This is a genomic window from Dyella sp. PARNA 12/25 (assembly GCF_055702865.1).
This window is the reverse complement of record NZ_JBVQCI010000001.1, coordinates 602378-628251: the sequence shown is the minus strand read 5'-3', so window position 1 is coordinate 628251 and position 25874 is coordinate 602378. Positions and strand designations below refer to the sequence as shown.

At 62.5% G+C, this 25874-nt stretch carries 25 protein-coding genes and 1 riboswitch; of the genes, 15 read left to right on the top strand and 10 right to left on the bottom strand.

The annotated features are described in order from the left end of the window. Nucleotides 1–10: 10 nt before the first annotated feature. The 6 genes from AC0GUR_RS02900 to AC0GUR_RS02875 form a co-directional block, all read right to left on the bottom strand. Complete coding sequence (locus tag AC0GUR_RS02900; protein WP_472875965.1) at nucleotides 11–232, bottom strand: hypothetical protein; 222 nt, start codon at nucleotides 230–232, stop codon at nucleotides 11–13. A 160-nt stretch (nucleotides 233–392) separates the two neighbouring features. Continuing rightward, the gene (gene modC / locus AC0GUR_RS02895) at nucleotides 393–1478 is read right to left on the bottom strand and encodes a molybdenum ABC transporter ATP-binding protein (RefSeq protein WP_472875964.1); all 1086 of its coding nucleotides are present in this window, start codon (nucleotides 1476–1478) and stop codon (nucleotides 393–395) included. Next, nucleotides 1471–2154: a molybdate ABC transporter permease subunit gene (modB, locus tag AC0GUR_RS02890; RefSeq protein WP_472875963.1), complete on the bottom strand. Its 684-nt coding sequence runs from the start codon at nucleotides 2152–2154 to the stop codon at nucleotides 1471–1473. The genes modC and modB overlap by 8 nt, the downstream gene beginning before the upstream one ends. Before the next feature lie 9 nt (nucleotides 2155–2163). Next, nucleotides 2164–2940: a molybdate ABC transporter substrate-binding protein gene (modA, locus tag AC0GUR_RS02885; RefSeq protein WP_472875962.1), complete on the bottom strand. Its 777-nt coding sequence runs from the start codon at nucleotides 2938–2940 to the stop codon at nucleotides 2164–2166. A 68-nt stretch (nucleotides 2941–3008) separates the two neighbouring features. Next, complete coding sequence (locus AC0GUR_RS02880) at nucleotides 3009–3353, bottom strand: hypothetical protein (RefSeq protein WP_472875961.1); 345 nt, start codon at nucleotides 3351–3353, stop codon at nucleotides 3009–3011. Next, entirely contained in the window at nucleotides 3350–4618 is a 1269-nt protein-coding gene (locus tag AC0GUR_RS02875; RefSeq protein WP_472875960.1) for a molybdopterin molybdotransferase MoeA, read from the bottom strand. Before AC0GUR_RS02875 ends, AC0GUR_RS02880 begins: the two co-directional genes overlap by 4 nt. A gap of 284 nt (nucleotides 4619–4902) precedes the next feature. On the opposite strand from AC0GUR_RS02875, the gene AC0GUR_RS02870 reads away from it, so the two are divergent. The 5 genes from AC0GUR_RS02870 to AC0GUR_RS02850 are packed head-to-tail and all read left to right on the top strand — an operon-like array spanning nucleotide 4903 to nucleotide 10919. Continuing rightward, nucleotides 4903–5403, top strand: a complete 501-nt coding sequence (locus AC0GUR_RS02870; RefSeq protein ID WP_472875959.1) for a formate dehydrogenase subunit gamma — start codon at nucleotides 4903–4905, stop codon at nucleotides 5401–5403. Continuing rightward, nucleotides 5400–6956 carry a formate dehydrogenase beta subunit gene (locus AC0GUR_RS02865; RefSeq protein ID WP_472875958.1) on the top strand — a complete coding sequence of 519 codons (1557 nt, stop codon included), beginning with the start codon at nucleotides 5400–5402 and terminating at the stop codon, nucleotides 6954–6956. Before AC0GUR_RS02870 ends, AC0GUR_RS02865 begins: the two co-directional genes overlap by 4 nt. A gap of 14 nt (nucleotides 6957–6970) precedes the next feature. Then, nucleotides 6971–9853 (top strand): formate dehydrogenase subunit alpha, encoded by a 2883-nt coding sequence (fdhF, locus tag AC0GUR_RS02860; RefSeq protein ID WP_472875957.1) that lies wholly within the window; start codon nucleotides 6971–6973, stop codon nucleotides 9851–9853. After that, nucleotides 9850–10671, top strand: coding sequence for a formate dehydrogenase accessory sulfurtransferase FdhD (gene fdhD, locus AC0GUR_RS02855; RefSeq protein ID WP_472875956.1), 822 nt, complete (start codon nucleotides 9850–9852; stop codon nucleotides 10669–10671). Before fdhF ends, fdhD begins: the two co-directional genes overlap by 4 nt. 17 nt (nucleotides 10672–10688) lie before the next feature. Continuing rightward, the gene (locus tag AC0GUR_RS02850; RefSeq protein ID WP_472875955.1) at nucleotides 10689–10919 is read left to right on the top strand and encodes a formate dehydrogenase subunit delta; all 231 of its coding nucleotides are present in this window, start codon (nucleotides 10689–10691) and stop codon (nucleotides 10917–10919) included. A gap of 12 nt (nucleotides 10920–10931) precedes the next feature. Here AC0GUR_RS02850 and AC0GUR_RS02845 read toward each other — a convergent pair whose 3' ends face one another. Beyond that, on the bottom strand, nucleotides 10932–11471 hold the full coding sequence (locus AC0GUR_RS02845; RefSeq protein WP_472875954.1) for a molybdopterin-dependent oxidoreductase: 540 nt from the start codon (nucleotides 11469–11471) through the stop codon (nucleotides 10932–10934). Nucleotides 11472–11694: 223 nt separating this feature from the next. Here AC0GUR_RS02845 and napE point away from each other — a divergent pair, with 223 nt between their 5' ends. The 6 genes from napE to AC0GUR_RS02815 all read left to right on the top strand — a co-directional run bounded on the left by napE (nucleotide 11695) and on the right by AC0GUR_RS02815 (nucleotide 16940). Continuing rightward, on the top strand, nucleotides 11695–11856 hold the full coding sequence (gene napE, locus AC0GUR_RS02840) for a periplasmic nitrate reductase, NapE protein (RefSeq protein ID WP_472875953.1): 162 nt from the start codon (nucleotides 11695–11697) through the stop codon (nucleotides 11854–11856). A 64-nt stretch (nucleotides 11857–11920) separates the two neighbouring features. Beyond that, nucleotides 11921–12217, top strand: a complete 297-nt coding sequence (locus AC0GUR_RS02835; protein WP_472875952.1) for a chaperone NapD — start codon at nucleotides 11921–11923, stop codon at nucleotides 12215–12217. Beyond that, on the top strand, nucleotides 12214–14709 hold the full coding sequence (gene napA / locus AC0GUR_RS02830; protein ID WP_472875951.1) for a periplasmic nitrate reductase subunit alpha: 2496 nt from the start codon (nucleotides 12214–12216) through the stop codon (nucleotides 14707–14709). The genes AC0GUR_RS02835 and napA overlap by 4 nt, the downstream gene beginning before the upstream one ends. 12 nt (nucleotides 14710–14721) lie before the next feature. Continuing rightward, nucleotides 14722–15300, top strand: a complete 579-nt coding sequence (locus AC0GUR_RS02825) for a nitrate reductase cytochrome c-type subunit (RefSeq protein WP_472875950.1) — start codon at nucleotides 14722–14724, stop codon at nucleotides 15298–15300. 2 nt (nucleotides 15301–15302) lie between these two features. Beyond that, nucleotides 15303–15902 carry a cytochrome c3 family protein gene (locus tag AC0GUR_RS02820; RefSeq protein WP_472875949.1) on the top strand — a complete coding sequence of 200 codons (600 nt, stop codon included), beginning with the start codon at nucleotides 15303–15305 and terminating at the stop codon, nucleotides 15900–15902. Between the two features lie 237 nt (nucleotides 15903–16139). Continuing rightward, the gene (locus AC0GUR_RS02815) at nucleotides 16140–16940 is read left to right on the top strand and encodes a hypothetical protein (RefSeq protein WP_472875948.1); all 801 of its coding nucleotides are present in this window, start codon (nucleotides 16140–16142) and stop codon (nucleotides 16938–16940) included. An 82-nt stretch (nucleotides 16941–17022) separates the two neighbouring features. Here AC0GUR_RS02815 and AC0GUR_RS02810 read toward each other — a convergent pair whose 3' ends face one another. Both AC0GUR_RS02810 and AC0GUR_RS02805 read right to left on the bottom strand, forming a co-directional pair. Then, nucleotides 17023–17316 (bottom strand): GYD domain-containing protein, encoded by a 294-nt coding sequence (locus AC0GUR_RS02810; protein WP_472875947.1) that lies wholly within the window; start codon nucleotides 17314–17316, stop codon nucleotides 17023–17025. A gap of 211 nt (nucleotides 17317–17527) precedes the next feature. After that, a complete protein-coding gene (locus AC0GUR_RS02805) occupies nucleotides 17528–17947 on the bottom strand; it encodes a VOC family protein (RefSeq protein ID WP_472875946.1) in 420 nt (139 codons plus the stop codon). A 321-nt stretch (nucleotides 17948–18268) separates the two neighbouring features. Beyond that, a riboswitch (glycine riboswitch) is annotated at nucleotides 18269–18375 on the top strand. 39 nt (nucleotides 18376–18414) lie between these two features. Here AC0GUR_RS02805 and gcvP point away from each other — a divergent pair. The 4 genes from gcvP to AC0GUR_RS02785 all read left to right on the top strand — a co-directional run bounded on the left by gcvP (nucleotide 18415) and on the right by AC0GUR_RS02785 (nucleotide 25521). Further along, nucleotides 18415–21306 (top strand): aminomethyl-transferring glycine dehydrogenase, encoded by a 2892-nt coding sequence (gcvP, locus tag AC0GUR_RS02800; protein WP_472875945.1) that lies wholly within the window; start codon nucleotides 18415–18417, stop codon nucleotides 21304–21306. A 210-nt stretch (nucleotides 21307–21516) separates the two neighbouring features. Then, nucleotides 21517–21873, top strand: coding sequence for a DUF1428 domain-containing protein (locus AC0GUR_RS02795; protein ID WP_472875944.1), 357 nt, complete (start codon nucleotides 21517–21519; stop codon nucleotides 21871–21873). A 643-nt stretch (nucleotides 21874–22516) separates the two neighbouring features. Then, nucleotides 22517–24079 carry a carbohydrate-binding protein gene (locus AC0GUR_RS02790; protein ID WP_472875943.1) on the top strand — a complete coding sequence of 521 codons (1563 nt, stop codon included), beginning with the start codon at nucleotides 22517–22519 and terminating at the stop codon, nucleotides 24077–24079. A gap of 1067 nt (nucleotides 24080–25146) precedes the next feature. Continuing rightward, nucleotides 25147–25521, top strand: coding sequence for a hypothetical protein (locus AC0GUR_RS02785; protein ID WP_472875942.1), 375 nt, complete (start codon nucleotides 25147–25149; stop codon nucleotides 25519–25521). 23 nt (nucleotides 25522–25544) lie between these two features. Here AC0GUR_RS02785 and AC0GUR_RS02780 read toward each other — a convergent pair whose 3' ends face one another. After that, on the bottom strand, nucleotides 25545–25844 hold the full coding sequence (locus tag AC0GUR_RS02780; protein ID WP_472875941.1) for a HigA family addiction module antitoxin: 300 nt from the start codon (nucleotides 25842–25844) through the stop codon (nucleotides 25545–25547). Between the last annotated feature and the right edge of the window lie 30 nt (nucleotides 25845–25874).

Here is a 25874-nt window from a genome sequence, read left to right as displayed (position 1 = left end):
CCTGTTAGCACTATTCGCGTAGCTCGCGTTGCTTATCCGTGGCCGTCAGGTGGTAGTGCGTGGCGCTGACCTGGCCGGCTGCCAGGTCAAGCTGCGCGCTGCCGCATGGCGGCCACGGACAAGCAACCCTTCCTCGCTCCTCAAAGCCGGCGCCATCCATGGCGCCTCCCCGCGTGCGGGCCGAGTCTGCTTGCCCGCCATCCTGCGTCATCACTCGGTCGTGTATCGACATACATTCCCTCGTTCTTCCTTGTCTGGCGGGCAAGCAGCTCTCGGCGCGAGCCACGCGAATAGTGTTAACAGGCCCCAGCGGCGTGGATACCAATGTGCGTGGTGTCGCCGACCATCATGGTCACGGCGGCGGCGACTCGCAACTACGCCATGCGCCGGCATCAGGGGCCTAATGCCACAGCCTTGACCTGGGCCCAGACCTGACTGCCTTGCTCCAGCCCAAGGTCATGCCACGACCGGCGCGTGATGCGCGCCAGCAGCGTGCAACCGCCGGCATCCAGCTGCACCAGGCACTGGGAGGGGTGATCCGCATCGGCCATGGCCACGATCCGGCATGGAATCTGGTTCAGCGCACTGCTGCCTTCGTGCGGTGCATGGACAAGCACCACATCGCGCGCGCCGATGCGACAGCGCAAGGCCTGGCCTACCACCTCGTGGCGATACGGCAGCCACAAACGGCCTCCGGCGAAGCGGAGCTCAATCAGCTGGTCGTGTGCGTCATAGCCGACCACCTCGCCTTCGATCACCGCCCCGACCGCCTCGCCCAGCGCGGGTGGCAGATCCAGGCGGGTGAGCGTCGCCTGCAGGGGCCCCTGCGCTACCACATGACCGGCCTCCATCAGCACCAGGTGATCGGCCAGTCGCGACACCTCGTCGACGTTGTGGCTCACGTAGATCATCGGCACTTGCAACGAGGCGTGCAGGTTCTCCAGACAGCCCAGCAGATCCGTTCGCGCCGCGCCGTCCAGCGCTGACAGCGGCTCATCGAACAGCAGCAGTGCAGGATCAGACAAAAGCGCCCGTACCATCGACACGCGTTGGCGCTCGCCACCGGACAGCGTGCTCACGCGCCGCGCCAGCAGGGGCTGCACGCCGAGGCGATCGATCAGCCCTTCACGATCGAGATGAGCCGGCTTGCCGGCGCGCCGATAGCCGTAATCCAGATTGCCTTCCACAGTGTGATGTGTGAACAGGCTGACTTCCTGGAACACATAGCCAAGCCTGCGCCGGTGCGGCGGCACAAACACGCGACTCGCGCTGTCCTGCCATACCTGATGACCGAACGAAACGCGCCCTTCAGCGCGCTCCAGCCCTGCGATGGCGCGCAGGCAGGTGGTCTTACCCGAGCCAGAAGGCCCGAACAGAGCGGTGATGCCACGTGGCGGCAAAGCGAAGTCGACATCGAGCGCAAGCGCACCGCGTCGCATCGACAGCTTGGCATCAAGGCCATGCAGGGACTCAGTCACGCGAGTGCCTTCGCGGCTGGAACAGTGACATAGCGAGCAGCGCAGTGAACGACACCACCAACAGACACAGAGACAAGACGTTGGCCTGGTGATACTCACCGGCCTGCACGTGATCGTAGATACGCATCGACAACACGCGTGTCTGCCCCGGAATATTGCCGCCGATCATCAACACCACGCCAAATTCGCCGACGGTATGCGCGAAGCCGAGCACCGTTGCCGTCAGCACGCCCGGTAACGCCAACGGCATCGCCACCGTGAAAAAACGGTCCAAGGGGCCAGCGCCCAGGCTCGAAGCCACTTCCATGGGGCGATTGCCGATGGCTTCGAAAGCATTCGTCAGTGGCTGCACCACGAACGGCAACGAGTAGAGCATCGAAGCCACCACCAGTCCCTTGAAGGTGAACGGCAGTGCGGCCAAGCCCATCGCGGCGATAAGTCGCCCTACCGCTCCATCGGGGCCCAGCAGCATCAGCAGATAAAAGCCCAGCACGGTCGGCGGCAATACCAGTGGCAACGCCACCACCGCCGCCACCGGGCGCCGCCAGCGTGAATGAGTGTGCGCCAACCACCATGCCAACGGTGTACCGAGCAACAGCAAAAGCATGGTAACCGTCGTCGCCAACCGCAGGGTCAGCCCGAGTGCTTGCAGATCCTGGTCGGACAGCAGCGCCATGGTGTTCGCTCAGGGCTCCGTGTTGCCGGGCAAGCTGAATCCGAAACGGCTCAGTATCGCCCTCGCCTGCACTCCCTGCACGAAGCGCGCAAAGTCCTGTGCCAATGGATTGTTGGCGCCGCGCTGGGTCACCACGAAACTCTGCCGCAACGGTTCATACAACGACTGCGGCACCGCCGCGTAGCTGCCCTTGCCCGGTGCGGCCAGCACCAGCGACTCGGCAAGCAGGCCCACCTGGGCGTTACCACTCTGCGCAAACTGCGCCGTCTGCGCGATGTTCTCGCCGTATACCAACCGCTCCTGCACCTTGTCCCACACGCCGGCCTTGCGCAGCGCCTGCTCGGCGCGCTTGCCGTAGGGCGCGTGCTGGGGGTTGGCGATGGCGATGCGACCAAAGCGCGCCTGGGCCAGATCAGCCACCTGCACATTGGTCATGTCCAGGCTGGCGCTCCACAGCACCAGATGGCCAAGCGCATAAGGCACTGGCGATCCCCCTGCCTTGCCGTGCGCCACCAATTGCTGCGGATAGTCGCTGTCAGCGGAGAAGAACAAGTCAAACGGTGCCCCTTGCTCGATCTGGGTCAGCAGATTGCCGGAGGAACCGTAAACCACCTCGATGCGACTAGCGGGATGGTCATGCCGATAAGCCTCGACCACCTGATCCATGGCGTGATGCAGATCCGCGGCCGCCGCGACGGTGATGTGGTCATCGGCGGCGGAGGCCATCGACCAGGGCAACAGCGTCATGCCCAGCAAAAACAGTCCACGCCATGCACTACGCTTCATCTGGTCGCTCCTTCGCGTTGCTGTCAGCGCGCCCGAGAGTAGCCTAACGAAGGCATGGCGCGTGTGTTCTAGCGGGAACGCCGCTGGCGCACGCTGTCGCGTACATCCACGTCGAACAGCAATTGGAGCGCGTCGCCTGGCTTATGGCCGTTGAGGGTGAAAGCGAGACCGTCGCGCGTTGGCAGCCGTTCCGCGTGCTCGCGTACGGATGTTGCGGGCAGTTCGATGAGCCATGCCTCCGGCTGCCCGGTAAGCTGGGCTTCATCCCCAGCAGCGAGGCGCAGCGTGCAGGCCATGGCGAATGCGTTCGCGAACTGGGTGCTGGCACGCACTGGCTCGCCTGCCAGCAGCTGAGCCAGTTCCTCCTCGCCAATGCGCACGCGCAAATGCTGGCCTTCGATCTGCAGTTTCATGACATGGCCTCCTGCGGTTGGTTGTCCATCGCGGCAAACGGTGCACCGGGCTGCAAGCCGGCGACGAGAACGATACTTCCCGCCGGAAAATCGCCCGAGCTTTCAGGCAACACCACCCAGGCGTCGGCTCGTGCAAACGGCTCGATGCGAAACGGCTGGGGCTTGCTGAGTACGCTCGCGTGCAAACGCCCTTCCGCGTCTTGCGAGAGCGTAGCGCGCAAGAAGTGGCGAAGACCCGGCTTGGGGTGCTCTGGCGAGTCAAGCCATGCGTAGAGCGCTTGCTCACGGCCTTGGCCAAGCATGGCGCGCAACACCGGCACCACAAAGAAACGAAACCCCACCGCGACCGCCATCGGCGTGCCCGGCAGAGCCATCACCAAGGTGCCGTTGTCGAGCCGGGCGGCAAGCACCGGCTTACCGGGGCGAATGGCGACTTTGTGGAACAACAGCTCGGCACCCAGCCCGCTCAGGGTCTCGGGTACAAAGTCGTAACGCCCCATGGAAACGGCGCCCGTACTGATGATGATGTCGGCACCGGCGTAACGAGCGCGCTGCACGGCATCGGCATAGGTATCGGCCGTGTCGTCGACCGTCTCACACGACATGACCTGCACACCCGCGGCGACCAGCGCAGCGGCGAGATACGGCGCGTTGGAGCTGTAGATCTGGCCGGGGCCCAGTGGCTGGGTCGGATCCGGCTGCAGTTCCTTGCCCGTCGCTATCACCGCTATGCGTGGCACCCGCACCACGTCGACACTCATCACGCCAAGTGCGGCGAGCAACATGACATGAGAGGGCTCGATACGGGTGCCGGCAGCGATCACGGTAGCCCCTTCGGCCACATCGCTACCCGCATAGCGCACGTTGGCACCCTGCTCCAACGGATCAAGCAGACGTATGCGCAGGGGCGCGCCGTCTTCACGGGTCGCCAGCCATTGTGTGCGCTCTACGGGCACCACCGCATTCAGCCCATCCGGCAACCTAGCGCCGGTCATGATCTCCCAGGCCTTGCCGGAGGACGGCCGTGCGTCATCGCCGGCTGCCTGAGAGCCCGCCACGGCGTGCTCCGAACCCGCCTCGCATGGTTGGCTTGCGTCCAGCGCAAAGCCATCCATCGCCGAGTGATCGAACGAGGGCAGCGCCATGGGGCTGGACACGTCGCTTGCCAACACGCGCCCGAGAGCCGCAGTCGTCGCGCACGGTTCCGTGGGCAATCGACTAGCGTTCGCGAGGAGCCGTTCCAGTGCCTGGTCGTAGCCGATCATGGAGCCTTGAAAGGTTGGTTAGCGAAAGAGCATACGAAATCACCCGCATGCTGGGTGGACATACCTGCCCGCGCAAGAGTTCTGGTCATTTTGTGGATATCGCACGCTGCGGCGCAACAACGCACCTTTAGGGTGTCCCGGTATTGTCAGCATCCCTGGTCCACGATGCGTGCAGCGGTGGGCGGGCCATAGGAAAGCTCGTTGGCATGCTTTCCTGATCGGTGTATGGGTAGCGTTAACAAAGATCACAAGCTTGTTCTGAAGGGATTCCGGATGGTGGAAACATGAAACGCACGGCAAACGGCAACACGCTGCCGGAGATCCCCGAACCCATACGCGCGACCGTGCTTGAAGTCACCGGTGGGCTGAAGGACACGCCGGGCGCCCTGCTCCCGGTCTTGCACGGCATACAAGACTTGCTTGGCTACGTGCCGGAACAGGCCGTGCCATTGATCGCGCGCGAGCTGAACCTGTCACGCGCCGACGTGCACGGTGTCATCAGTTTCTATCACTATTTTCGCCAGAAGCCGGCGGGGCGACATGTCATCCAGCTGTGCCGGGCGGAATCCTGTCAGGCGATGGGCGCAGTGCCGCTGGAGCGACATGTGAAGCATCGGCTGGGCATCGACTTTCACGAGACCACCACCGATGGCATCTACACGCTGGAACCTGTCTATTGCCTGGGCAACTGCGCCTGTTCACCGGCGATGATGGTCGATGGGGAACTGAAAGGTCGAGTGACACCAGAGCGATTCGACGCGTGGCTGGCCAAGGAGATGCCATGAGCGTCACCGTCTACGTACCGCGTGATGCTGGCGCCCTGTCGTTGGGCGCCAAGACGGTAGCCATGTCGATTGCCGACGAGGCGAAGCGGCGCAACATCGAGGTACGCATCGTACGCAATGGTTCGCGCGGCATGTACTGGCTGGAACCGCTGGTGGAAGTTGAAACGGCTCAGGGACGCATCGCGTATGGTCCCGTGCAGACGGACGACGTGCCCGGCCTGTTCGATGCCGACTTCCTGCATGGCGGCGAGCACGCATTGGCGCTCGGCCTCACGGAATCGATTCCTTACCTGAAGAACCAACAGCGGCTTACGTTCGCGCGTGTCGGTGTGGTCGATCCGCGTAGCCTGGACGACTATCTTGCACACGGCGGTTATCGCGGTCTGGAAGCCTGCCTGCGTATGAGCGGCGCGGACATCGTACAAGCCGTCTCCGAATCAGGCCTTCGCGGCCGTGGCGGTGCGGCCTTTCCCACCGGCATTAAATGGAAGACCTGCCTGGACGCGCAGGCCGACCGCAAATACGTGGTATGCAACGCCGACGAGGGTGACTCGGGCACCTTTGCAGACCGCATGATCATGGAAGGCGACCCCTTCATGTTGATCGAAGGCATGACCATCGCTGGCCTCGCGGTAGGTGCCACCCACGGATACATCTATCTTCGCGTCGAATACCCGCATGCGCAGCGCGCCATGGAGGCGGCCATGGCCGTCGCAAAGGCCCGAGGCTATCTGGGTAATGACGTGCGCGGCAGTGGCAGGGCCTTCCATTTGGAAGTCCGCATGGGCGGCGGCGCTTATATCTGCGGCGAAGAAACCTCGATGCTCGAATCCATCGAGGGCAAGCGCGGCCAGGTACGCGTCAAGCCGCCGTTGCCGGCGCTGCGCGGCCTGTTCGACAAGCCCACCGTGATCAACAACGCGCTTACCTTTGCCTGCGTGCCGCTGATACTCGACCAGGGACCTGCGTATTACCGCGACTACGGCACGGGCAAATCGCGCGGCACCCTGCCCATCCAGCTGGCTGGCAACCTCAAGCGACCGGGGTTGGTGGAACGTGCCTTTGGCCTGACGCTGCGCGAGCTGATTGAAGAGTACGGCGGTGGCACGGCAAGTGGTCGACCGGTGCGTGCGGTGCAGGTGGGCGGCCCCCTTGGCGCGTACATTCCTGCGTCGCAACTGGATACGCCCATCGATTACGAAGCGCTGGCTGCCATCGGTGGCATGCTGGGTCACGGTGGCGTGGTGGTGTTTGACGACACGGTCAACATGGCCGCGCAGGCGCGTTACGCGATGGCGTTCTGTGCGATCGAATCGTGTGGCAAATGCACACCTTGCCGTATCGGCTCAACGCGTGGCGTGGAGGTGATTGATCGCATGATCGCGAGCGATCGCACTGAGCGCGAACGCAACGAAGTGTTGTTGCGCGATCTGTGCGAAACCATGGTGGCCGGCTCGTTGTGCGCCCTGGGTGGCATGACGCCCTTCCCTGTCCTAAGCGCACTGGACCATTTCCACGAGGATTTCACGGTCCCCGGTAAGGTCGAGGTCTGAGGAGATAACGCCGCATGCTTTCCATTGTCGACATCGACTTCGGCACACCCAAGTCCACGTCAGAGACCATGGTCTCGCTGGACATCGACGGCCGGCGCATCGTGGTGCCGGAAGGTACTTCTGTGATGCGTGCCGCGGCGCAGGCAGGCATCAACATTCCCAAGCTCTGCGCCACCGACATGCTGGAAGCGTTCGGCTCGTGCCGCTTGTGCCTGGTGGAGATCGAGGGGCGCAAAGGTTATCCCGCCTCCTGCACCACGCCTGTCGGCGAAGGCATGAAGATCGCAACGCAGACGCCCAAGCTGGCCGAAATTCGCCGTGGCGTGATGGAGCTTTACATCTCCGATCACCCTTTGGACTGCCTGACCTGCCCCGCCAATGGTCACTGCGAGTTGCAGGATATGGCTGGCGTGGTCGGCCTGCGTGAAGTGCGCTACGGCTATGACGGCGCCAACCATGTGGCCGCGAAACAGAAGGACGGCACCGTCAATCCGTTGTTCTCTGCCAAGGACGAATCCAACCCGTACTTCACGTTTGATCCTTCCAAGTGCATTGCCTGCTCGCGCTGCGTGCGCGCCTGCGACGAAGTCCAGGGCACGTTTGCGCTGACCATCCAGGGACGCGGTTTCGAGTCCAAGGTGGCGGCCAGCCAGGACAACCGATTCCTGGAATCCGAGTGCGTTTCGTGCGGCGCCTGCGTGCAGGCCTGTCCCACCGCGACACTCTCCGAGAAATCGCTGATCGACAAAGGCCAGGCAGAACACAGCGTCGTCACCACTTGCGCTTATTGCGGCGTGGGTTGCAGCTTCCGCGCTGAGATGAAGGGCCAGGAGATCGTGCGCATGGTCCCGAACAAGGACGGCCACGCGAACCACGGCCACTCCTGCGTGAAGGGGCGCTTCGCCATTGGCTATGCCTCGCATCCCGATCGAATCACCACGCCGATGGTTCGCGCCAAGATCTCCGACCCGTGGCGCGCCGTGAGCTGGGATGAAGCCATCACGCATGTCGCCAACGAGTTCAAGCGGCTCCAGGCCACCTACGGCAAGCATGCCGTTGGCGGCATTACCTCTTCGCGCTGCACGAATGAAGAGACCTATCTGGTGCAGAAGCTGGTGCGCGCCGGTTTTGGCAACAACAACGTCGATACCTGTGCCCGCGTTTGCCATTCGCCGACCGGCTATGGCCTCAAGGCCACGCTGGGAGAATCAGCCGGTACTCAGGATTTCGACTCCATCGAATCCACCGATGTGGTGCTGGTGATCGGCGCCAACCCGACCGACGCGCATCCGGTGTTCGGTTCACAGATGAAACAGCGCCTGCGTGCCGGCGCCCGTCTGATCGTGATCGACCCGCGCCGGATCGATCTGGTACGTACGCCGCACATCCAGGCGGACCATCATCTGCGTCTGCGTCCCGGCACCAACGTTGCTGTACTCAACACACTGGCCCACGTCATTGTGACCGAGGGGTTGGTGAACGAGGCATTCGTTGCCAGCCGCTGCGAACCGGAGGCATTCGCCAAGTGGCGTGCCTTCGTAGCGCAGGACAAATACAGCCCCGAAGCGATGGAAAGCGTTACCGGCATCCCGGCCGTGCAGGCGCGCGCCGCCGCGCGGCTGTACGCGACCGGAGGCAATGGTGCGATCTATTACGGCTTGGGCGTCACCGAGCATGCTCAGGGCTCCACCGCGGTCATGGCCATCGCCAACCTGGCCATGGCCACCGGCAACATCGGCCGGGAAGGCGTCGGTGTGAATCCGCTGCGCGGACAGAACAACGTGCAGGGCTCGTGCGACATGGGCTCGTTCCCGCACGAATTCCCGGGCTATCGTCATGTCGGCGACGATGCGGTGCGTCACTCCTTTGAGGAAGCCTGGGGAGTACCGCTGTTGAGCGAACCGGGGCTGCGGATTCCCAACATGTTCGAGGCGGCGCTGGACGGCAGCTTCAAGGGTCTCTATATCGAAGGCGAAGACATCGCCCAGTCCGACCCGGATACGCAGCACGTCACGGCCGCGCTGAGTGCGATGGAATGCATCGTGGTGCAGGATTTGTTTCTCAATGAGACGGCCAAGTTCGCCCATGTGTTCCTGCCTGGCAGCTCCTTCCTGGAGAAAGACGGCACCTTCACCAATGCCGAGCGACGCATATCCCGCGTGCGCAAGGTGATGGAACCCAAGGGTGGTTATGCCGATTGGGAGGTCACCCAGTTGCTGGCGCAGGCGATGGGCTATCCCATGAACTACAGCAGCGCCTCGCAGATCATGGATGAGATTGCGCAACTGACTCCCACCTTCCACGGCGTGAGCTTCGACAAGATCGACCAGCTTGGCTCCATCCAGTGGCCGTGCAACGACGAGCACCCGTCTGGCACGCCGGTCATGCATGTCGATGAGTTCGTGCGTGGCAAGGGTCGCTTCATGCTCACCGAGTACGTACCCACGTCGGAGAAGGTCAACGCGGAGCACCCGTTGATCCTCACCACGGGCCGCATCCTCAGTCAGTACAACGTGGGCGCACAGACGCGGCGCACCGCCAATGTGATGTGGCACGACGAGGATCGGTTGGAGCTTCATCCCCACGACGCTGAGGAACGCGGCATTGTCGACGGTGACTGGGTCGGCATTGCCAGTCGCTCGGGTGAAACCGTACTGCGCGCAGCCATTTCCGACCGTATGCAGCCAGGCGTGGTCTACACCACCTTCCACTTCCCCGGTTCCGGCGCCAATGTGATCACCACGGAGAATTCCGACTGGGCCACCAACTGCCCGGAGTACAAGGTCACGGCGGTTCAAGTGACGCGCGTCAGCCAGCCATCCGAATGGCAGAAGCGCCACCGCGCCTTTTCCGAGACGCAGGAAGCGCTGCTGGAACAATCGGGGAAACCCGCTTGAGCGCTCCCGAGCCCAACGAAGCGTCGAATGGGGTTGTGCGCCGCACGGTCGACCGTTGGCGCCATGGCGAGCTCGTGCGTGAAGACGACTTAATTGCCGAAGAGGTACCCGTTGCCATGGTCTACAACGGCGCCAGTTTCGCCGTGATGATGGCGACACCACTCGATCTGGACGACTTTGCGCTCGGCTTCTCGCTCAGTGAAGGGCTGATCACCGATGCGTCCCAGTTGCTCTCCGTGGAGAGCCGTGCATTGCTCGAAGGTATCGAGTTGGCCATGCGCGTCCCCGACGATGCCCCAGGTGCACACATCGAACAACAGCGTCTGCTGCCCGGCCGCAGTGGTTGCGGCATCTGCGGCACCCGCGATCTGGAGCATGCCATTCGCCAAAGTGGAACGGTTGCCGTCGGTTACACCATGACACGCGGCGTGCTGGAGCATGCCCTCCACCAGCTTCAGGCACTGCAGCCTATGAACAGCGCGACCGGCGCCGTACACGCTGCGGCGTGGGCGGATTCAACGGGCCAAATCGTGCTGGTGCGTGAAGATGTCGGTCGGCACAACGCATTGGACAAGCTGATCGGCGCCATGCACCGCGCAGGTATCTCTCCCGCCCATGGCATGGCGCTCGTCACCAGTCGCGCCAGCTACGAAATGGTCACCAAGGCTGCCAGCGCCGGCATCTCCGTGCTCGCCGCCATCTCCGCGCCAACCGCTTTGGCCATTGAACTCGCTCGCAGCGCGGGCGTGACCCTGGTGGGGTTTGCGCGACCCGGCAGCCACAACGTCTACACCCATCCCCAACGTCTGTTGCCGTAGGCGCCGCTGGAACCATCATGCGAATCGAGCGACTCATCACCATGGCCAACGACATCGCGATCTACTTCGCGGTGGAGCCGGACCACGCCACCGCCGTCAGCGGTGTGCGCGATCACCTCAAACGGTTCTGGGACCCGGCAATGCGCCGGCAGTTGAAAGCCCATCTCGCCGAAGGTGGCGAAGGCTTGTTGCCACTTGCCAGAGAAGCAGTGAACGAACTCGACGTGCCACCGGCAGACGCCGCCTGAGCAACCACTCAGTCACGGCGCAGAGGTTGCGCTGCCGTCCACCACTTCTATCGCCGTCACATTGCGTACCCAGCGGGCTGGCCGCTTGTCGCCGGGCACCACCAACCGGAACGGCCCGTCAGCGGCCAGGGGCTTTCCGTCACGCTCGTCCGCCAGCATGACCTGTGCGTCACCCAACGTGGGATCAAGATCCGCCAGGCTAAACACGACTTGATACTGGTCGGCAGCACTGACCCTCACAAACGACGCCAGAGCCTTGCCATGCAATGGCGTATCCAGTGCAACACCGGCCCGCTTGAGGAGGTCCTGCAGCCGCACACCTCGCCAGACGCTCACAGGCTCATGGTGCGCCCCCGCCTTGATCTCCGTGTGGGGCATCGTCGACAGCATCGTGGCGTCGAATGTCAGCGCGAGCTTTCCGGGTAGAACGACCCGCAAGCTTCGCAAGGGCGCTGCGGTGCTGCCGACCTCCAAGGCGCTCGAAGAAGCCGCCAGCAATATCAAAAGGCAGGCGGCGAACGGCCGGAGATGCGTTCTGGTCCAAAACGGCATAGCTCATCCTTCTTTGATAGTTAAATTCACACGGACTTCACCGCATAAGCCAAAGGCGCTGGCTACACTCAACCATGTACCTCTGCGACTCGTGACCGCAGAAGCGCAGGGGTTTTCTGCGAACGACAGCCTAGCTGACCTAGGTCAGATTTCGGCGTCCTATGCAGTGCATGCTTGCGCTGTATGAGTCTGGATACAACCTTCTCGCTTCATGGGGGTGTACATGGAAACGACGCCTGCAACAAACCTTAAGCGACAGGAGCGAACGGCCTTTCTGTTGCTCACCGTCGTTCTGTTCCCCGTGCTCGCCGTCATGATCGTGGCCTCCTACGGCTTCGTCGTGTGGTTCTGGCAGATGTTCATCAGCGGCCCGCCGGGACACTGACCATGGGCACTAACTGCTTCGCATGCCACGCGTTCGCGTTCCAGCCTCGAATGGAGCTAGCACGATGAATGGTGAAGAGCACATTTCCAGCCTGGTCGTGATGCATCGTCAGGATGCCATGCCCGCACTGCGCACATTCGTGGAATCACATCCTGCACTTGCCATCGCCGCTACCGGCGAATGTCGCTGCGTGTTGCTTTGCGAAACCGACCATCAGCGCAAGATCGTCGACCTCATCGATGCCATGGAAGCGCTGCCCGGCATCATCAACGTATCGCTCATTTATCACCATGTGGAGTCCAACGCCGACCTCGATGCGGTGGCGGTACTCCAGGCATCTTCGCGAGGGACTGACGTATGACCATGACGCGACGCGAGTTCATCCGCAATACGGCGGTGGCTGTCGCCGCCAACGTCGCGGGCATCGCTCTTCCCGCTGCGGCTACCAATGTGCTGCTCGAAGGCGATCTCACCCAGCTCAAGTGGAGCAAGGCGCCCTGCCGCTTCTGCGGTACCGGTTGTGGCGTGAACGTAGCGGTCAAGAACGGCCGCGTGGTGGCCACGCATGGTGACCAACTCTCCGAGGTCAACCGCGGCATCAATTGCGTCAAGGGCTATTTCCTTTCCAAGATCATGTACGGCACCGATCGTCTGACGCAGCCTTTGCTGCGCAAGAAGGATGGTGCGTACGCCAAGGATGGCGAGTTCACCCCGGTGTCGTGGGACGAAGCCTTCGATGTGATGGCCGCCCAATTCAAGCGCGTGCTCAAGGAGAAGGGCCCTGGGGCCGTCGGCATGTTCGGTTCGGGCCAGTGGACTGTTTGGGAGGGTTACGCCGCCAACAAGCTGTTCAAGGCGGGCTTCCGCACCAACCATCTTGACCCCAATGCACGCCATTGCATGGCCTCGGCCGTGATGGGCTTTATGCGCACCTTCGGCATGGATGAGCCGATGGGCTGCTACGACGACATCGAAGCTGCCGATGCGTTCGTGCTGTGGGGCTCGAACATGGCCGAGATGCATCCCATTCTGTGGACGCGCGTAACGGATCGCCGCTTGTCCAATCCGCACGTCAAGGTGGCGGTGCTGTCCACCTTCGAGCATCGCAGCTTCGAGCTGGCGGACATCCCGATTATCTTCACGCCGCAAACGGATCTGGTCATCCTCAATTACATCGCCAACCACATCATCAAGACGGGGCGCGTCAACAAGGACTTCGTCAATCAGCACACCTCGTTCAAGCGTGGCGTCACCGACATCGGCTACGGCCTGAGGCCTGACAACCCGCTCGAACTGAAAGCGAAGAACGCGAAGGATCCCAACGCCAGCGAAGTCATCGACTTCGAACAATTCGCTGCCTTTGTCGCGCCCTACACCCTTGAAAAAGCGGTGGAGATGACCGGCGTGGAGAAAGGCTGGCTGGAGCAATTGGCCGAGCTCTATGCCGACCCGAAGACCAAGGTCACGTCGTTCTGGACTATGGGCTTCAACCAGCACACGCGCGGTGTGTGGGCCAACAACATGGTCTACAACCTGCACTTGCTCACGGGCAAGATCTCCACGCCCGGCAACAGCCCGTTCTCGCTGACTGGCCAGCCCTCCGCCTGTGGAACGGCGCGTGAAGTCGGCACGTTCAGCCATCGCCTGCCCGCTGACATGCTGGTGGCCAACCCCGCGCACCGCAAGCGTGCAGAAGAAATCTGGAAGATTCCGGAGGGCATCATTCAGCCCAAGCCCGGTTTCCACGCGGTGCAGCAGAACCGTGCATTGAAAGACGGCCTGCTCAATGCGTACTGGGTGCAGGTCAACAACAACATGCAGGCCGGTGCGAACCTGATGCAGGAAACGTATCCGGGCTATCGCGACCCTCGGAACTTCATCGTCGTATCGGATGCCTATCCCACCGTTACAGCGCAGGCCGCTGACCTCATTCTTCCTGCCGCCATGTGGGTGGAAAAGGAAGGTGCCTATGGCAATGCCGAACGTCGCACCCAGTTCTGGCATCAGCTGGTGAGGGCTCCGGGCGAAGCGCGCTCGGACCTTTGGCAGTTGATGGAGTTTTCAAAGCGCTTCACCACTGACGAGTGCTGGCCGGCGGAGATTCTCGCCGCCAACCCGCAGTTCAAGGGCAAGACGCTGTTCGACGTGCTGTTCAAGAACGGCAAGGTGGATCGTTACCCAGTCTCCGACATCGAAGCGGGTTACGAGAATCACGAGTCGGCAGCTTTCGGCTTCTACGTGCAGAAGGGCCTGTTTGAGGAGTACGCCGAATTCGGCCGAGGCCATGGACACGATCTTGCACCTTTCGATGCCTACCACCAGGCGCACGGTTTGCGTTGGCCGGTGGTCGATGGCAAGGAGACGCTCTGGCGCTATCGCGAAGGCAGCGACCCCTTCGTCAAGCCCGGCACAGGCTTCCAGTTCTATGGCAACCCCGACGGGCGTGCGGTGATCTGGGCGCTGCCCTATGAGCCCCCGCCGGAAATGCCGGATGCCGAATTCAACCTTTGGCTGGTCACCGGCCGTGTGCTTGAGCACTGGCACTCCGGTTCGATGACGATGCGTGTGCCCGAGCTTTTCCGCTCCTTCCCGCAGGCCGTGGTGTTCATGAATCCCGACGACGCGAAGTCCCGCGGACTCAAGCGTGGCGATGAGGTCAAGGTGGTGTCGCGGCGCGGCGAAATGCGCTCTCGCATCGAAACGCGCGGACGCAACCACATGCCGACCGGTGTGGTGTTCGTGCCCTGGTTTGACGCAGGCCAGCTGATCAACAAGGTGACGCTGGACGCCACCGACCCGATCTCGAAGCAAACCGATTACAAGAAGTGCGCCGTCAAAGTGGTGGCGGTTTAAGAGGATCTCCTTATGCGCGACAAACCGCTTATTGCCATCGGCGCACTGGTTGTGCTGGTTGTGGCTGTCATTGCCTTCGCACTGGGCCGAAAGACGGGCGGCGAAACCTCGACCCAGCCTGCTGTGACGGCGGCTGCCGCAACCTCGCCAACACCGGCTGTCGCCTCGACAGCAGAAGAGCGTCCCCGCGGCGAACAGATCGACCCGTTCCGTCGTGGCGTACCCATCGACCAGCACGGCACGCCACCACTGCTGGCACGTGTCGAGAACGCGGATATTCGGCGCAACCGCGCCTATCCCATGCAGCCACCCACCATCCCCCACAGCATCGACAACTACCAGGTCGACAAGAACTCCAATCGCTGCCTGCTATGTCATGCGCGCGCCAATGCCGACAAATTCCAGGCGCCGCCGGTGAGCGTCACCCATTACATGGACCGTGACAACCAGTTCCTCGCCACCATCTCGCCACGGCGCTACTTCTGTAACCAATGCCACGTGGTGCAGACCGACGCCAAGCCCCTTGTCGCCAACAACTTCAAGGACATCGACACGGTGCTGTCCGAACAGTCACAGCAGAAGGCGAACTGATCATGTGGTCCCGGATCAAGTCTTGGGGCGCCAGCTTCTGGCGCACGCTACGCCGGCCTAGCGTCCACTACAGCCTGGGCTTCCTGACGCTGGGTGGCTTCATCGCCGGCGTGCTGTTTTGGGGTGCATTCAATACCGCCCTCGAAACCACCAACACCGAGGCGTTCTGCACCGGATGTCACGAGATGCATGACAACGTGTTTCAGGAGCTGAGAACGACCATCCACTACACCAATCGTTCCGGCGTGCGAGCCACCTGCCCCGACTGCCATGTGCCGCACAATTGGACCGACAAGATCGCCCGCAAAATGCAGGCCTCCAAAGAGGTCTGGGGCAAGCTGTTTGGCACCATTGATAATCGCGAGAAGTTTCTCGACCACCGATTGGAACTGGCGCAGCACGAGTGGGCGCGACTGAAAGCCAACGATTCGCTGGAATGTCGCAACTGCCACAACTACCAGTCGATGGACCTGACCCGGCAATCCACTCGCGCGGCGGATATCCATAAACGTTGGCTGGTCACGGGCGAGAAAACCTGCATCGACTGCCACAAGGGCATTGCGCATCATCTCCCTGATATGACGGGTGTTCCGCAGGGTTGAGTTAGCGCGGGCCCGCTGTCATCGCCGGTTCGCCAGCCTTTCACACATCGCGCATTGCCAGATCAGATCTGGAGCGTAAGCTGAACGATTGAGGCTTGGCGACCGGTATCGGTAGCCAAGGACGGCACGTGGCGCGTCGCCACCCTGCTTGCCATGAACGCGTCCACGCCATTGACGATGCGGCATGCTTCACGTGCCCGGCGCAGGTGGGCCCTGCTGCCGATAGCGGGGGTGCTGTTGGCCTCCCCTGCCGTGGCCGACAACGACACGTCCTGGCATCTCTCGCTTGCTGGTGAACTGAGTTCCCCCAATGGCTGGGTGCAAGTGCGCGAGAACAACGTCCAGGGCACCCGACTGCACTTCGGCAGCGACCTCAACGTCAACAACATGCAAACCATCCGATTTCTGGCGTGGAAGCCTTTTTCGGAGGTCAGCGAGCTGCATCTTGGATTCTCGACCAGCCAGCTGATCGGCCACTCGAGCACCGATGTACCGGTGTACTTCAACGGCACCACCATTGCGCCAGGGCCATTGGGCTCCGCTACCCACTTCAACGACTTCATCGCATTCGATGCCTCCTATTGGCATCGACTGACCATGGTGGGTCACGACGGGGAGCTTTGGGGGAGCATCGGCGCCACCTATGTGATGCTCAACTTCGTGGTCAAGGGCAACATCGCCGCTGACAGCGTAGGTAATGAACTGAAAGAAGATTTCTACGTGCAGGAGCTGCCCGTACCGATCTTCGGCCTGCACCTGCGCTATCCCCTGAACGACTCGCTTCGCTTCACTGCCGATGGCACGTGGGGACGCCTGCCCTGGTTCAACAGTTTTCGCACCGAAGGCGGCGAGGTATCCACCGCACAGACCAACTGGGAGCTCGTGCTTGGCCTCGAGTACACGCTTTCACCCAACTGGAAGCTCACGGGTTACCTGTTCCACCGCTACTACGGACAGGATGAGAGCAGTCACGAGGACGGCAACCAAATCAAGCTCAATACCAATGGCGGCGGGCTTGGGGTGATTTATCGGTTCTAGCAGCTTACGCAACGCGCATGGCTCACCAAGCGAGTGAACCAAACCCATCACCATGAGTTTGGTCCATCGCCAGTCGACCGGTTTACCCCATCTTGCCCAGCACGGTCTGCATCTCTTCACCGGAGAACGCACGCAGCGTTTCTGAGCGCGTATTCCCCGCAGCGCTGATGGTCAGGCCGAAAGCCGTTGCCGATAACTCGTCGGGTGCTTCGATCACAGTCACGATGTCGTACTGCCCAAACGTCCAGTACACGTCCTTGACCTTGGCGCCAAATTTTCCGGCGACCGTGTTCAGTGCCTCTGCGCGCTTCGTGGTGTCCTTGATCGCACGCATGCCTTGCTCGGTCAGGTGCGTCAGCGTGATGTATGTCGCCATGCTCGTTCTCCTGTCGGGATCAAACGTGAGAACTGGAACCGTGGGCGGCATCGGGTACAGCGCTGGTCCCGTGGCGCCGAACGTTGGCTTGCCAGGGACGGGGCACCTCCGGCTACGCGGGAACCGCGCAACCCGGACTAGCGGTCGGGGACTATAGGCAGGATTTTGCGACCACCGGGTGAAGGCGGCGAGCAGAGACGGCCGCTGACCGTCAGGCGTGCGGCGGGCCTTTCAGCTCGATCATGTTGCCCTGAGGGTCGTACAGATAGATCGACGGACCTTCGCCCTTGGCGCCGTAGCGCGAGCCAACCTCGCCCACGCGCACGCCATGAGCGGTCAGATGGGCCTTGATGGCAGCCTCGTCGTAGCCCTCCACCTGCAGGCACAAGTGGTCCATGTTGTGCCCCTCCCTGCCCGGGCCAGCACCGCCCATGCGGCCGAGCTTGCTGTCCAGCGCCACCAGATCGATCAGGGAGTCCCCGGCGCGCAGTTGGACCAGGCCGATCTCATCCTGGCGGCGCTCTTCCCGGCATCCCAGCACGTCACAGTAGAAGCGCTGCATGGCGGCGACATCGGCCACGCGCAGTACCACGTGGTCGATACGGGCCAATTTGAAAGGGGGCTTGGGCATGGGGAGGCTCCGGTGCTGAATTTTGGCGAGGACGCTCCGCTCGTCATCCCCGCGAAGGCGGGGATCCAGCGTCTTTGTCTTCGTGATGGCCTCAAGGCGCTGGATTCCCGCCTTCGCGGGAATGACGAGCAGTGAAAGGCTCTAGCCATCTTACGAGGTTTGAGACATAGGCAGCACCGAGACTGAAGCCCTCGCCCGCCGGGGAGGCAATTGAGGCCAAGGCACCCTATAATCCTCGTTTAGCGTGTGGTGGGAGAAGCGGTGCGAACCGCTGCCGAAGGCGCAACGCCCGTAATCGCTCAGGCCCCAGACCATCACCCGCGGTAACACTCTGGAGAGACCGGTTGAATCCGGCGCCGAAGGGGCACGAAGCGAAGGGACTATCCCCCAGCTTCCAAACTCTCAGGCAAAAGGACAGAGGGGCGCTTCGCGTGCGGCTTGCACGTTTCTTACGGACGCCCCCTGCCATGAGTCAGAACGCCAATCCTTCCCTGCGCGACCTCGAGCACCACGACGCCTTTATCGAGCGTCACATCGGCCCCAACGACGCAGAAATCGCCACCATGCTGGCGCTGCTGGGCTACGACTCGCTGGAAGCGATGACCGACGCCATCGTGCCGGGCAAGATCAAGTCGCCGGCTCCGCTGGCGCTGCCCGCCCCGATCACCGAGGTCGAGGCCATCGCCAAGATTCGCGCCATCGCCGACAAGAACCAGGTGCTCAAGAGCTTCATCGGCCAGGGCTACTACGGCACGCACACGCCGAACGTCATCCTGCGCAACATCCTGGAGAACCCGGCGTGGTACACGGCCTATACGCCGTACCAGGCGGAAATCTCGCAGGGCCGCATGGAAGCGCTGATCAACTTCCAGACCATGTGCGCCGACCTCACCGGCATGGAGATCGCCAACGCGTCCCTGCTTGATGAAGGCACCGCCGCCGCCGAAGCGATGACGCTGGCCAAGCGTTCGGCCAAATCCAAGTCCAACACCTTCTTTGTTTCCAGCGCCGTGCACCCGCAGACGCTGGAAGTGCTCAAGACCCGCGCCGAGGCAATGGGCATCGACCTGCACATCGCCGACGACAGCGAAGCCACCAAGGTGGACAGCTACGGCGTGCTGCTGCAGTACCCCAACACCTTTGGCCAGATCAACGACTACAAGGCACTCGCCGAGACCGTGCACGCGCGCCACGGCGTGGTCTGCGTGGCCACCGATCTGCTCGCCCTCACCCTGATCGCCTCGCCGGGCGAATGGGGTGCCGACATCGTGGTGGGCAACACCCAGCGCTTCGGCGTGCCGTTCGGCTTCGGCGGCCCGCACGCTGCCTTCATGGCCTGCCGCGACAGTTACAAGCGCTCGATGCCGGGTCGCCTGATCGGCGTGTCCATCGACGCCGAAGGCAAGCCGGCCTACCGCCTCACGCTGCAAACGCGCGAACAGCACATCCGCCGTGAGAAGGCTACCTCCAACATCTGTACCGCGCAGGTGCTGCTGGCCGTGATGGCGAGCATGTACGCCGTGTACCACGGTCCGGAAGGCCTCACCCGCATCGCCCGTCGCGTGCATCGCCTCGCCTCGATCCTGTTCGTGGCACTGCGTCAGGCTGGCGTCACCGCCAACACCCATTTCTTCGACACGCTGCACGTCACTGGTGTGGATGCAGCCGCACTGCATGCCAAGGCACGTGCCGCCGGCATCAACCTGCGCGCGATCGACGCCAACAGCGTCGGCGTCAGCCTCGATGAAACCACCACGCGCGCTGACGTCATCGCGCTGGCCACGGTGTTCGGCGCCTCCATCACCGACATCGATGCGCTTGATGCCAGCACGCACGACGCCCTGCCGCCGCAGCTGCTGCGCAAGACCAAGTTCCTGACCCACCCGGCCTTCAACACGCACCACAGCGAGCACGAGCTGCTGCGCTACATGCGTTCGCTCGCCGACAAGGACCTGGCGATGGATCGCACCATGATCCCGCTCGGCAGCTGCACCATGAAGCTCAACGCCACCGCCGAGATGATCCCGGTGACGTGGCCCGAGTTCGCCAACATCCACCCGCTGGCCCCGGCCGACCAGGCCACCGGTTACAAGCAGCTCATCGACGAGCTGGAAGCCATGCTGGTGGAATGCACCGGCTATGACGCCGTCAGCCTGCAGCCGAACTCCGGCGCACAGGGCGAATATGCCGGCCTGCTGGCCATTCGCGCCTACCACCGCTCGCGCGGCCAGGGTCATCGCGATATCTGCCTGATTCCGGAATCCGCCCACGGCACCAACCCCGCTTCCGCGCAGATGTGCGGCATGCAGGTGGTGGTGACCAAGTGCGACGCGAACGGCAACGTGGACGTGGCCGACATTCAGCGCGCGGCCGAGAAGTTCAGCGACCGCCTCGCCGCGCTGATGATCACCTACCCGTCCACGCACGGCGTGTTCGAGGAAGACATCGTCAAGATCTGCGAAATCGTGCATGAGCACGGCGGCCAGGTGTACACCGACGGTGCCAACATGAACGCGCTGGTCGGCGTCGCCAAGCCGGGCAAGTGGGGTTCGGACGTCTCGCACCTCAACCTGCACAAGACCTTCTGCATCCCGCACGGCGGCGGCGGCCCGGGCGTGGGCCCGTGCGCAGTGAAATCGCACCTCGCTCCGTTCCTGCCGCGCACGTTCGGCGGTGAAGGCGAGGTGGGCATGGTCTCGGCCGCCAGCTTCGGCTCCGCCTCCATCCTGCCGATCAGCTGGATGTACGTCACCATGATGGGCAACGCCGGCCTGCGCCGTGCCACCCAGGTGGCCCTGCTCAACGCCAACTACATCGCCAAGCGCCTGGCGCCGCACTACGAGACGCTCTACACCGGTCGCAATGGCCTGGTGGCGCACGAGTGCATCCTCGACCTGCGCTCGCTGAAGGACGCCACCGGCATTGGTGCGGAAGACGTCGCCAAGCGCCTTATCGACTTCGGCTTCCACGCACCGACACTGAGCTTCCCAGTCGCCGGCACGCTGATGGTCGAGCCGACCGAAAGCGAATCGCAGTACGAGCTGGACCGCTTCATCGACGCCATGATCCAGATCCGCGACGAAATTCGCGCCGTGGACGAAGGCAAGCTGGATCGCGAAGACAACCCGCTCAAGCACGCGCCGCACACCGCGGTGATGGTGTCGGCTTCCGAGTGGAAGCATGCCTACCCCCGCGAACTGGCCGCCTTCCCGCTGCCCAGCCTGAAGTTCCAGAAGTACTGGTCGCCGGTGGCCCGCGTCGACAACGTCTACGGCGACAAGAACGTGTTCTGCAGCTGCGTGCCGGTGGAAGCGTTCAAGGGCGAGATCGAAGCCTTCAGCGAACCGAACGTGGCGTAATCGCGTTTACGCTGTCGTACACAGAAAGGGCTCCGCATGCGGAGCCCTTTTTCTTTGACCGGGCGTACAACCTCAGCTGACGAAGCATCCGTCAATCGCTTTCTTGCGTCGACGGGCAGAAGGTGGGTGCTGTGTCGAACCCCCACATGCTCGTTCGTCGCATCCATAATGGCGGCCATGTCGGCCGCCCGTTCCGCTGAGGAAACAGCCATGTCCTACATCGATGGTTTCGTGATCGCCGTACCCACTGCCAACCGCGAGCTATTCATCGGGTACGCCCGTACCTTCGACACCATTTTCATGGAGTTTGGCGCCATCCGAGTGGTGGAGTGCTGGGGTGACGACGTGCCTGACGGCAAGCACACCGATTTCCGCCGCGCCGTGCAGGCGACGCAGGACGAATCCGTGGTGTTCTCCTGGATCGAGTGGCCCGACAAGGCCACCCGCGATGCCGGCATGGAGAAAGTCATGAAAGATCCGCGCATGGACGCCGCCAGCCCTATGCCCTTCGATGGCAAGCGCATGATCTTCGGCGGGTTCGTACCGGTGGTCAGCCTGCCGGGCTAGGGAATCCCTGCTTTCGCCCGTCAAGGCAAATCGTCCTCTGGCCAGACCTTGCCTTCGAAATCCCCTAGTTTGACCACACCGGCCAAACTAGGGTTCAGCGCGCACATATCCGCGTTGCTGCTCGTAGCGCGATGCCATGCGCTACCTCCTGTGAATGGCTTCATGAAAACCGACGCCCCCTCGCGCCGGCCGGTAGATCCCGCGACCTCGCCGAGCATCCTGCCCGGCTGCCCCGCCGTGCGCCGTCGCATCAAAGGACAACGTTGTCACTAAAGTCTCTGTCAGCGAAACGTGGACGTCCAGACGTCTGAAACAATCTTTTTGCAGAGCAACACGACAGCAGACGTTGGCAACGCAACACTCCATCCGTCGCATCGCCGCGTTGCACAATAATGCGCAAGTTGGCCGTATTTTTGGCCTACAACGACTGAGAGTGATCAGGCCCTTCGATGCACAACGGACATCACAGTTTGCGTTGCAGTTTGCGGACAACGTTGTCATATGGGGACACGCACAGACATTGCCGCCGCCCAGGCACGCCGCGGCACGCAGGAAGCACGGGGACGCCCATCGCCAACCGGATCACGGCCAGTCGCCAGGGACACCTTCCGCCCTAGTGAGCAACACAACCAGGAGACCTTCCATGCGCTTGAAGAAGTCGGTTGTTTGGTTTCGCACGGCACTCCATGCCATTGGCGCAAGCGCCGGTGGCGCGATGGCCATGAGCTTGATGACGCTTGCCCCGGTGCAGGCCGCACACGCGCAGGCCACCTGCGCTGCGGCGTGGAGCGCCAGCACCGCCTACAACGGCGGCGCCGTGGTCAGCGAGAACGGCACCAACTACGTCGCCAACTGGTGGACGCAGGGTAACGACCCCGCCACCAGCAACGGTGGCAGCGGCACCGGCCAGCCATGGACATCCCAGGGCGCATGCAGTGGGTCGGGCTCCAGCGGCGGCGGTAGCACGGGCGGAGGCGGAACGGGCGGCAGCGGTTCCGGCGGCACCTGCGCCACGGCATGGGCCGCCACCCAGGTCTACACCGGCGGACAGACCGCCAGCGAAAACGGCATCAACTACGTCGCCAACTGGTGGACGCAGGGTAACGATCCGGCGACCAACAACGGCCCCACCGGCTCCGCGCAGCCCTGGACCTCGCAAGGCTCCTGCACCGGCGGCTCCTCCGGCGGCGGCACGGGTGGTGGTACCGGCGGTGGTGGCACGGGCGGCGGCGGTACAGCGAACCCGCCGGGCACGGGCGCCAACTTGCTGTTTAGCCCGTACAAGGACGTCACTGTCAACATGAACTGGAACACCGACACCATGCAGACGGCCGCCGCCACGGGCTCGTCGATTCCGGTGGTCGGCAGCGGTAGTCTCAAGTCCAACTACGTAACCAACCTCAGTGCGATCACCCTCGCCTTCGCCACCGGCGAATGCGGCAGCGAAAACTGGGGCGGCGTGCCGGGCGCGAGCTTCGCCAGCGCCAACATTTCCGCGCTGGCAAGCGCGAGTCTGCCTTATGTGGTTTCCACCGGCGGCCAGGCGGGAACGTTTACGTGTGGCAGCACGGCCAACTTCGCCACCTTCCTGTCGCGCTACATGTCGCCGCAGATGGTGGGGGTGGATTTCGACATTGAAGGTGGCCAATCGCAAGCGGACATCAACAACCTGGTGTCGGCCGCCGTGTACGGCCAGTCGCTTTACCCCAACCTGCGCTTCTCCTTCACCGTCGCCACCCTGGGTGCATCCGACGGCAGCTACGGCGGCGTGAACAGTCTGGGCGACATGGTGGTAAAGGCAGTCAAAGCCTCTTCGCTCACCAACTACACCATCAACCTGATGGTGATGGACTACGGCAGCCCCGGTGCCGCCGTCTGCGTGGTGTCGAACGGCAAGTGCGACATGGGTCAGTCGGCCATCCAGGCGGTGACCAACCTGCAACACACCTATGGCATCCCAGCCAGCAAAATCGAGCTGACCCCGATGATCGGCGTAAACGATGCGTCCGACGAGAACTTCAGCATCGCCAACACCGACACCATCACCAGCTACGCCGTCTCCAACGGCCTGGCCGGCCTGCACTTCTGGTCGCTCGACCGAGACAATCCGTGCAGCCAGACGACGGCGTCATCAACGTGCAACTCGGTGCCTTCTACGACTCCACTGCAGTACACCAAGGAGTTTCTGAAGGATTTGAACAGGTAAGCACCAAAGAAAAGGGCCGGCTAACTGCCGGCCCTTTTTTATAGGCCCTGTAGAGGATGGCCCCGGCCGGTGGCCACTACTTCCCCCCAGCCGATGTGACCGGGCCGCACGACTCATTCAGATGGATGCTGCGATCTCCAATCATCAGCACATCGTCCCGGAGAATGGGATCGGCGACATAAACCGGACTCTTCCAAAGCACTCTGCAAGTTTTGATATCCAGTGCGTAAACGCGCCGTTGGCTACCGGAATAGGTAGGAACAAACAGCATCCTGCCCGCCACTAACAGGGGCTCCTCCACGATGGGCACGAACGCACTAGACGCGCATACCGGTCGGCCCTGCAGAGAAATACTTACGGGCCCCAACCACGCCTTGGGGTCATCAGGGTTATCCACTTCCCCCAATGTAACGGACAAGTTCCCGATGGTCGCCGCGCTGTCCGTTATGGTCAGCGGGGTGAAGTTGCAGGATCTAGTCATTGCTGGTGCAGACGCTATCGGTGCAACCATAAAAAAACCGACGAAAGTCGTGGCCCAGCGCTTCATAGTATTTGCCTGACGAAGTACGACACGGTCACCCATGCAGCGGAATCAGCGTACATAAGCCCTTACCCAGAGATACGCATCGCAGTCTTCGTGTTCCGAGCCACGGAAGCCATCAGGTAATTTCGCTTAGCGCAGTCAGCGTCACAACTCGGCGCCCTACTTTCTCGTCAAGACGACAAAAGCCCCGCACTTGGCGGGGCTTATTGCATGACCGATACACCAACATTCAGGCCAACGGATCGTCCAGCACGATGGTGCCGCTCCGGTCGGCGCCGGTGGTAACCAAGGCGGGCCTGCGGGTGGCGAGTTGTTCTCAGCGCGCATCCGGCCGGTGGCTGTTGCACACTGTGACACGGAGCCCAGCCACCTCTCGGTCTCCGCTCATTCACCAAGACAGTGACGTATCGCCATGCAAGGACCTGCACCCTTCCCTCCGCCGCCGCCCATCCCTACGCGGCCCGCACCCGTTGCGCCTAAATCTCGCCGGGCAATACCGCTATGGGTCGGTATTCTTCTGGGCGTGTTACTGACCTTGCTGTGTCTCGTGCTGATCGGTGGCGGCGTAGCGTACTGGGGGTGGCACCAGTTCACCGATCAGGCCACAGCGGCTATGAACAAGCACCCGGTGATTCAGCGTTGCGTAGGCCACATCGAGCACGTCTCACTGGATTGGGCGGCCACCAGCGAAGACGAACGTGACGACAGCTTCGCCTTCCGCGTACGCGGCACGCACGGATCAGGCCTCGTCGATGCGGTATTCACCACGGTGAGTGGCGATGAGGAACGAATCGACGATGGCGAGCTGCACATGGATAACGGCAAGACCCTCTCGCTGGGCGCCAATGACGACGACGAGAAAGACGATGACAGCGCAAAGGATCAGAGCTGCTCCTGAACACCCTGCCGTTCTAGTTGGGGTCAGCGCGTTGAATGTTGTTGCAACACCTGCCGCAAATCGTGGTGCGCCTGTAGCAGCATCCAATAAAGCCCGCTGGTATCCAAGGTCAATGCGAGCCGCCATGCGATGCTGGCGGTGACTGGCCGGGCGTTCTGCATGATGTCTCTAATGTGTGGAGCCGGGATGCCGGCGCGCCGTGCCAAGTGTGCGGCCTGAAGCCCATTCGGCTGCATGTACTTCCGCGCCAACGCCTCACCCGGCGTGGGCAGACGCAACGTTGGAGCCACAACGATATGTGGGTCGAGCTTCGTGAGGATCATGCAGCGCATTCCTGTCGGGCACGAGGCAGC